General features: G+C 73.3%; 2 protein-coding genes. One reads left to right on the top strand and one right to left on the bottom strand.

The annotated features are described in order from the left end of the window. Nucleotides 1–169 precede the first annotated feature (169 nt). Nucleotides 170–1,030 carry a hypothetical protein gene (locus tag HO151_RS00685; protein WP_173894194.1) on the bottom strand — a complete coding sequence of 287 codons (861 nt, stop codon included), beginning with the start codon at nucleotides 1,028–1,030 and terminating at the stop codon, nucleotides 170–172. Nucleotides 1,031–1,101: 71 nt separating this feature from the next. Here HO151_RS00685 and HO151_RS00680 point away from each other — a divergent pair, with 71 nt between their 5' ends. After that, the gene (locus tag HO151_RS00680) at nucleotides 1,102–2,037 is read left to right on the top strand and encodes a Ppx/GppA phosphatase family protein (protein ID WP_173894195.1); all 936 of its coding nucleotides are present in this window, start codon (nucleotides 1,102–1,104) and stop codon (nucleotides 2,035–2,037) included. Nucleotides 2,038–2,167: the final 130 nt, after the last annotated feature.

Below are 2,167 nucleotides of genomic sequence, written 5' to 3'. Positions count from 1 at the left end.
ACCCCGGGGCGGGGTCCTCCGGTCCGGCGAGGAGCTGAGCGCCGGTCGGCGTCTGCGGGTCCGCCGTGGCCGGTCACGCGGTTCCCCGCGCCCCTTGCGGGGCGTTGAGGTGCGGGTGGGTTCCGGGGTGCGGGTCCGCGGTGGCCGGTCGCGCGGTTCCCCGCGCCCCTTACGGGGCGGGGGTGCCGGGGTCCGCCGGGTGCGGGGCCAGGAGGGGGAGCTGGGAGGCCAGGCGCTGCTCGCACAGGTCGACCAGGCGGGCGTAGGCCTCCTTGCCCATCAGCTCGATCAGTTCCGGGCGGTACGAGACGTAGACCGGGTCGCCCGCCCCGTGGGCCGACGTGGCCGACGTGCACCACCAGTGCAGGTCGTGCCCGCCCGGTCCCCACCCGCGGCGGTCGTACTCGCCGATCGAGACCTGCAGCACCCGCGTGTCGTCGGGCCGGTCGATCCACTCGTACGTGCGCCGGACCGGCAGCTGCCAGCAGACGTCCGGCTTGGTCTCCAGGGGCTCGCGGCCCTCCCTGACGGCCAGGATGTGCAGTGAACAGCCCATGCCGCCGGCGAAACCGGGGCGGTTCTGGAAGATGCAGGACCCCTGGTACGGACGCGTCTGCCGGTCGCCGTCCTCGTCCTGCGAGACCCAGCCGCTCCCGGTCCCCACGGCGTGGTGCTGCCAGATGTCCGGCGTGAGCCTCGCCACATGGCCGGCGACGCGCTTCTCGTCGTCCTCGTCGGAGAAATGGGCCCCCAGCGTGCAGCAGCCGTCGTCCGCGCGGCCCGCCTGGATGCCCTGGCAGCCGCTGCCGAAAACGCAGTTCCAGCGAGAGGTCAGCCAGGTCAGGTCGCAGCGGAAGACCTGTTCGTCGTCGGCCGGGTCGGGGAACTCCACCCACGCGCGCGCGAAATCGAGCCCCTTCTCGTCACCCTTCACGGGCTTGAGGGACCTCCCGGACTTCCCCGGCTCACCGGACCCGACGGCGGAAACCTCGGTCGATTTGTCGCTCTTCGCCTTTTTCGTCTTTGGCACCCGTCCAGAGTAAGTCGCCCGTGAGCCCCATGCGGACGGCTGGACGCCCCGGGCGCAGTAGCGTGCCGTACATGAGACTCGGTGTCCTGGACGTGGGTTCGAACACGGTGCACCTGCTGGTGGTGGACGCACACCCCGGCGCGTGCCCGCTGCCCGCGCATTCGCACAAGGCGGAGCTGCGGCTCGCCCAACTCCTCGACGACAGCGGTGCGATCGATTCCTCGGGGGTCGACAGACTGATCGCCGTCGTGAAGGAGGCGCTGGTGGCGGCCGAGGACAAGGGCGTCGAGGACCTGCTGCCGTTCGCGACCTCCGCCGTGCGCGAGGCCAGCAACGCCGACGAGGTGCTGGCCCGGGTGCGCGCCGAGACCGGGGTGGAGCTCCAGGTCCTCACCGGCGCCGAGGAGGCGCGGCTCACCTTCCTGGCCGCCCGCCGCTGGTTCGGCTGGTCGGCGGGGAAGCTGCTCGTCCTCGACATCGGCGGCGGTTCGCTGGAGATCGCGTACGGACTGGACGAGGAGCCCGACGCGGCGGTTTCCCTGCCCCTCGGCGCGGGCCGGCTGACCGCGGCGTGGCTGCCGACCGACCCGGCGGACCCGGCGGACATCAAGGCCCTGCGCCGCCACGTGCGCGCGCAGATCGCCCGTACGGTCGGGGAGTTCAGCCGGTTCGGCACCCCCGACCACGTGGTCGCCACGTCGAAGACCTTCAAGCAGCTGGCCCGCCTCGCCGGTGCCGCGCGCTCGGTCGACGGCCTGTACGTCCAGCGCGAGCTCAAGCGCCGCTCCCTGGAGGACTGGGTCCCGCGTCTGGCCTCCATGACCGCCGCGGAACGCGCGGAACTCCCCGGGGTGTCCGAGGGCCGCGCCCGCCAGCTGCTGGCGGGCGCCATAGTCGCCGAGGGCGCGATGGACCTCTTCGCGGTGGAGACGGTCGACATCTGCCCCTGGGCCCTCAGGGAGGGCGTGATCCTCCGAAGCCTGGACCAGATGCCCCCCGCCCCATAAGGGACGCGGGGAACCGCGCGACCGGCCCCCACCGGGCCGCACGCGAACACCCACCCCGCCCCCACTCACCCAGGGGCGCGGGGAACCGTGCGACCGGCCCCCACCGGGCCGCACGCGAACACCCACCCCG

The sequence above is a fragment of the Streptomyces sp. 8P21H-1 genome, assembly GCF_013302945.1.
This window is presented reverse-complemented; position numbering and strand designations above follow the sequence as displayed.